The sequence below is a fragment of the Streptomyces boncukensis genome (assembly GCF_011045075.1).
In the GTDB taxonomy this organism is placed as follows: domain Bacteria; phylum Actinomycetota; class Actinomycetes; order Streptomycetales; family Streptomycetaceae; genus Streptomyces; species Streptomyces boncukensis.
On record NZ_JAAKZZ010000490.1, the window covers coordinates 1 to 5,396 of the forward strand.

6 protein-coding genes are annotated in these 5,396 nt (G+C 73.7%); 4 read left to right on the top strand and 2 right to left on the bottom strand.

Translation table 11 applies throughout. The annotated features are described in order from the left end of the window. The 4 genes from G5C65_RS30290 to G5C65_RS30305 form a co-directional block, all read left to right on the top strand. Window positions 1–252: class I SAM-dependent methyltransferase (locus G5C65_RS30290; protein ID WP_165302250.1), on the top strand; the 252-nt coding region annotated here is incomplete at its 5' end. Window positions 253–263: 11 nt separating this feature from the next. Further along, complete coding sequence (locus G5C65_RS30295) at window positions 264–1,268, top strand: N-acetylmuramoyl-L-alanine amidase (RefSeq protein ID WP_338146739.1); 1,005 nt, start codon at window positions 264–266, stop codon at window positions 1,266–1,268. 75 nt (window positions 1,269–1,343) lie between these two features. Next, on the top strand, window positions 1,344–2,312 hold the full coding sequence (locus tag G5C65_RS30300; protein WP_165302252.1) for a hypothetical protein: 969 nt from the start codon (window positions 1,344–1,346) through the stop codon (window positions 2,310–2,312). Window positions 2,313–2,420: 108 nt separating this feature from the next. Further along, window positions 2,421–3,431 (top strand): LLM class F420-dependent oxidoreductase, encoded by a 1,011-nt coding sequence (locus tag G5C65_RS30305; protein WP_165302253.1) that lies wholly within the window; start codon window positions 2,421–2,423, stop codon window positions 3,429–3,431. 136 nt (window positions 3,432–3,567) lie between these two features. Here the strand turns inward: G5C65_RS30305 and G5C65_RS30310 are convergent, their stop codons facing one another. Both G5C65_RS30310 and G5C65_RS30315 read right to left on the bottom strand, forming a co-directional pair. Then, the gene (locus tag G5C65_RS30310) at window positions 3,568–4,635 is read right to left on the bottom strand and encodes a prenyltransferase/squalene oxidase repeat-containing protein (RefSeq protein ID WP_165302254.1); all 1,068 of its coding nucleotides are present in this window, start codon (window positions 4,633–4,635) and stop codon (window positions 3,568–3,570) included. Beyond that, the gene (locus G5C65_RS30315) at window positions 4,632–5,366 is read right to left on the bottom strand and encodes a methyltransferase domain-containing protein (protein ID WP_165302255.1); all 735 of its coding nucleotides are present in this window, start codon (window positions 5,364–5,366) and stop codon (window positions 4,632–4,634) included. The genes G5C65_RS30310 and G5C65_RS30315 overlap by 4 nt, the downstream gene beginning before the upstream one ends. Window positions 5,367–5,396: the final 30 nt, after the last annotated feature.

The window sequence follows — 5,396 nt, forward strand, 5'->3', positions numbered from 1 at the left end:
AGGGTGTGGGGCGGGCGGCTGGGGCTCGTCTTCATCGACGGCGGACACACGGACGAGCACGCCACCGCCGACTACGAGGGCTGGGTGCCCCATCTCGCGCCGGGCGGCCTGCTGGCGGTGCACGACGTGTTCCCGGACCCGGCGGACGGCGGCCAGGCACCGTACCGGATCTGGCGGCGCGCGGTGGAGTCGGGGGACTTCGAGGAGAGATCCGTCACGGGGTCCCTGCGCGTGCTGCGGCGCAGGGCCTAGCCTTGCCACTCGTGTTCAGGGGAAGCCGATCCGGCCGTACGTACATCGCCGTCCTCGCCGCACTCGTGCCGCTGGGCTTCGCGGGGTGGCTGGTGTGGCAGGTGCTGCACGGCTCCGGCGACGGCGGGGACGGAGCGAAGACCCGGGCCGCTCCCACGCGCAGCGGGTCCGGAAAGGACGCGCAGAGCACCCGGGACGCCGGAAAGAACGGGGGCGAGGACGAGCCGGAAGCGAACGAGGACAAAACAGGGGACGGCCGGGGCGGGAAGCGCAAGGGCCCGCTCGCCGGGATGACCGTGGTACTCGACCCGGGCCATAATCCCCACAACCACAAACACCCGGACAAGATTTCGCGCCGCGTCGATATCGGCACGGGAATGAAGGAATGCGACACCACGGGCACAGCATCCAATTCCGGCTACCCGGAGGCGGAGTTCACCCTGGACCTCGCGCGCCGCACCCGCACGGCGCTCCAGGACCGCGGGGCGCGGGTGCTCCTCACCCACGAGGGGCGCGAGGCGCGGCAGCCGTACGGCCCGTGCATCGACGAGCGCGCCAGGACGGGAAACCGGGCGCACGCCGACGCGGTGGTCTCGCTGCACGCGGACGGGGCACCGAGCGGGAGCCGAGGATTCCATGTGATCCTCCCCGCCCAGGTGCGGCAGGGGAAGGCGGATACGCGCCGTATCGTCGCCCCCTCCCGGCGGCTGGGCACGGCGCTGCGCGACGCGTTCCACCGGGCGACCGGCGAGCCCCCCGCCAGCTACATCGGCGACCACCGGGGCCTGGACTCCCGGGCGGACCTCGGGGGTCTCAATCTGAGCACGGTCCCGAAAGTGTTCCTCGAATGCGGCAATATGCGTGACCCGCAGGACGCGTCCCGGCTCACTTCGGCGAAGTGGCGCACGAAGGCCGCACACGGGGTCGCGGACGGGATCGCGGATTTCCTCACGGCTTCGTCCCCGCCGCGTAGCAGTCCGCAATCCCCGGGGGCGCACCGGCCCAGCGCACGATAGATTCATCCGTACGATGGGCCACTCACCCCCGACAGACAGCCCATACCGACATCGAATCCGACTAAGGACTCCACGTTGAACATCCGCTCGCTCACCAGAGGCGATGGCGTAGTAATCGGGGGAGCGGTGCTCCTGCTGATCGCCTCATTCCTGCCCTTCTTCCAAGCCGAGGGTGACTGCTCCGGCGACAACTGCTCCTACAGCGCCTGGTCGAGCGCGACGATGCCGATGCTGCCGACGGTGCACCTGCTGGCCATCGCCGCCGCGGCCCTGCTGTTCGTCGCCCGCTCCATGCCGGGCCGCCAGCTCATCGGGCTCAACCTGGACCAGGTGGCCATCACCTTCGCGCTCGTCGTCGGCTGGGGCGGTCTGTGGTCGATGTTCGGCAACCTGTTCCCGTCCGTGGACAACGGCCCGGTCGGGGACCTCAACGACCAGATCGAGCTGGGTATCGGCGCCTATCTGACGCTGATCGGCGCGCTCGCCGTGGCCGTCGGCGCCGTGATCACCAATCTGGTCCCCGCCCTCAAGGCCCCGCTGATGGGCTCCGGCGGCCCGCAGCCCGGCCCCGGCGGCCCGTTCCAGGGCCAGCCGCAGGGCGGCTACGGCTACCCGGGCCCCGGCGGCGCGCAGCCGGGGCAGCCGGGCCCGTACGGCGGCCAGCCGGGACAGCCCGGACAGCCCGGACAGCCGGGACAGCCGGGCCCCGGACAGTCGTTCGGCGGCCCGCAGCCCGGACAGCCGGGCGGAGCGGCCGCGCAGCCCCAGCCGGGCGGCCAGCCGGGCGGAGCACCCGCCGGCCAGCCGGGCGGAGCGCCCGGACAGCAGGCGCAGCCGCAGGACCCCGGCTTCCAGCCGTTCTGGTTCGCGGTCCCGGTCGCCCGCCCGCTGTTCCCCGAGGACGGCTCGCCGCAGCCGGTCGCCGAGCTGGCGCCCGGCACCTGGTACCTCGCGGTCGAGCAGCGCGGGCAGGCGCTCGTGGCGCAGACCCAGGACGGCCGCCGGGGCGTGCTGCAGGACACCTCGGGCATCCAGCGCGGCTGACCCCGCGCGGCGCGCACCCGCGCCCCACGGCCCCTCGCCCTTCCGGGCGGGGGGCCGTTCCCCTATTCTGACCCCCCGTCAGCCGGCTCCGCGGCGGAAGGCACCGGTATGCGACTCGGTCTCGCGCTCGGCTACTGGGGCCGCGGCCCCGACCCGCGCCACCTCGACCTCGTACGGCAGGCCGAGGACCTGGGCTACCACTCCGTGTGGACGGCGGAGGCGTGGGGCTCCGACGCCTTCACCGCCCTCGCCTGGATCGCCGCGCACACCCGCCGCGTCCGGCTCGGCACGGCCGTGGTCCAGATGGCGGCCCGCACCCCCACCGCCACCGCGATGCACGCCCTCACCCTCGACCACCTCTCCGGCGGGCGGCTGCTGCTCGGCATGGGGCTGTCGGGCCCGCAGGTCGTCGAGGGCTGGTACGGCCGCCCCTTCCCCGCCTCGCCGCTGACCTTCACCCGCGAGTACACCGAGGTCGTCCGCCAGGTGCTGCGCCGCGAGGGCCCCGTCCGGCTGTCCGGGCGCTTCCACTCCCACCCGTACACCGGCGGCGACGGCACCGGCCTGGGCAAGCCGCTGAAGCCGATCACCCACCCGCTGCGCGCCGACGTCCCGCTGCTGCTGGGGGCCGAGGGCCCGAAGAACATCGCGCAGACCGTGCGGATCGCGGACGGCTGGCTGCCGCTGTACTGGTCGCCGGAGCGCGCCGGGATGTACGAGCCCGCGCTGGCCGCGGCCCGGGAGGGGTTCCTGGTGGCGCCGATGGCGGTGGCGTCCGTGTGCGACGACATCCCGGAGGGCCTGGCTCCGGTCAAGGCGATGCTGGGGTTCTATGTGGGAGGGATGGGGCACGCGACGCGGAACTTCCATGCGGATCTGATGGCGCGCATGGGGTACGCGGACGAAGCGGCCCGGGTGCGGAATCTCTTCGCCGAAGGGCGGCGCGAGGAGGCGGTACGGGCCGTGCCGGACGCGTTCGCGGACGAGATCTCGCTGGTGGGGCCGCGGGAGCGGATCGCGGAGCGGCTGGAGCGGTGGCGTTCAGGGCCCGTGACGGACCTCCTGGTCATGGCCCCGGACCCGAAAACCCTCCGAACCCTGGCCGAACTCACGGGGTGACCCGAAAGGGGCGCGGGGCGGTGTCCATGGCGGCTTCGCCGCGGGGCGCGCTCACCCCGGACGCATCCGCAGTCGGCGACGCGCGGCACGGGGCAGCCCGTACTCCGCCCCGATACCGGGCACCGTACGAAGACCCTCAGCAGCACTCCGGATCCATACCGGAAGGCAGCTCCGCTCCGCCGAAGACGCGGACCGTCGGCTCGTCGCCGCCCAGCGCGGCGACGGCCAGCAGCAGGGAGCCCGCCGTCCAGGCCGTCCGCTCCCGGGGCCAGATCGCGTCGTCCTCGAAGACGTAGCCCGTCCAGTACATGCCGTCCTCGGCCCGCAGGTGCTGGATCCACTCCAGCACCGTCCGCGCCCGCTCCGGCTCCCCCGCAGCCCACAGCGCGAGCGCCAGCTCCGCACTCTCCCCGCCGGTCACCCACGGGTTGGGCACCACGCAGCGCACGCCCAGGCCCGGGACGACGAACCGGTCCCAGCCCTCCTCGATGCGGGCCTTGGCCTCGGCTCCACGCAGGGCGCCGCCCAGCACCGGGTAGTACCAGTCCATGGAGTAGCGGGACTTGTCCAGGAAGCGCTCGGGGTGGCGTCGGATCGCGTGCCCGAGCAGCCCCGCCGCCAGCTCCCAGTCCAGCTGCGGCTCCCCCCGGTGCTCGGCGAGCGCCAGCGCGCAGCGCAGCGCGTGGTAGACGGAGGACGAGCCGGTCAGCAGCGCGTCGGCGCAGGGGGTGCCGTCCGGCTCGCGCTTCCAGCCGATCTGCCCGCCGGGCCGCTGCAGCCGCAGCACGAACTCGACGGCGCCCATCACGACCGGCCACATCCGGTCCAGGAACGCGCCGTCCCCGGTGGCGAGGTAGTGGTGCCAGACGCCGACCGCCACATACGCGCAGAAGTTGGACTCCCGGGTCCGGTCGGTCGGCGCGGACGCGTCCCCGTCGGCATACGCCGCGTACCAGGAGCCGTCCGGCAACTGGTGGTCGGCCAGCCAGCGGTAGGCGGCCCCGGCGCGGGCGTGCTCGCCCGCCGCGTCCAGCGCCATCGCGGCCTCGACATGGTCCCAGGGGTCCAGGTGGTGGCCGCGGAACCAGGGTATGGCGCCGTCGTCCCGCTGGTGCGCCGCGATGCCGGTGACCGTGTGCGCCGCCTGCCGCGCGGTGAGGACGCCGGGCAGCACGAGCCGGTCTGTTCGCCCGGGGATCGTCACAGGGCGGCCCGCGCGGGCTCGTGCGGCTTGGTGGCGTAGGCGACGAAGCTCTTGCCGATGAGCGGGTTGAGCGCGTGCTCGGCGAGGCGGGTGGCGAGGGGCTTCTTCATGATGTCCCAGACCAGCAGCCGGTGGTACGCCTTCACCGGCGGCGACGTGTCGTTCTCCACGCCGAACGCGCACTTGAGCCACCAGTAGGGGGCGTGCAGGGCGTGCGCGTGGTGGCTGCCGTACGGGCGCAGTCCGGCCTCCCGCAGCTTCCCGAGCAGCTCGGTGGCGCGGTAGATGCGGATATGGCCGCCCTCGACCTCGTGGTAGGCGTCGCTGAGCGCCCAGCAGACCTTCTCGGGGCCGTAGCGCGGGACGGTCACCGCGAGCCGGCCGCCCGGCCTGAGCACCCGCACCATTTCGGCCAGCACGCCCTTGTCGTCGGGGATGTGCTCCATGACCTCGGAGATGATCACGACGTCGAAGCTGTCGTCGGGGAACGGCAGCGCGAGCGCGTCCCCCTCCATGGCGGTGGCCGTAGCCCCGGGGGGCGCCTCGCCCTCGTCCCGCATCGCCGCGAACCAGGTGGCCACCTCGCGGATCTCCGCGGCGCTGCGGTCGAGCGCGACGACGCGCGCGCCGCGCCGGTAGCACTCGAACGCGTGCCGGCCCGCGCCGCAGCCCAGGTCGAGCACGCGGTCTCCTGCGGCCAGCGGAAAGCGGGTGAAGTCGACGGTCAGCACGAGTTCTCCAGGGGAGCCAGGGGAAAGGGG

What these genes read in the sequence shown, in the direction of transcription:
- G5C65_RS30305 (WP_165302253.1), top strand. Translation starts at nt 2,421, where the DNA reads ATGCGACTCGGTCTCGCGCTCGGCTACTGGGGCCGCGGCCCCGACCCG.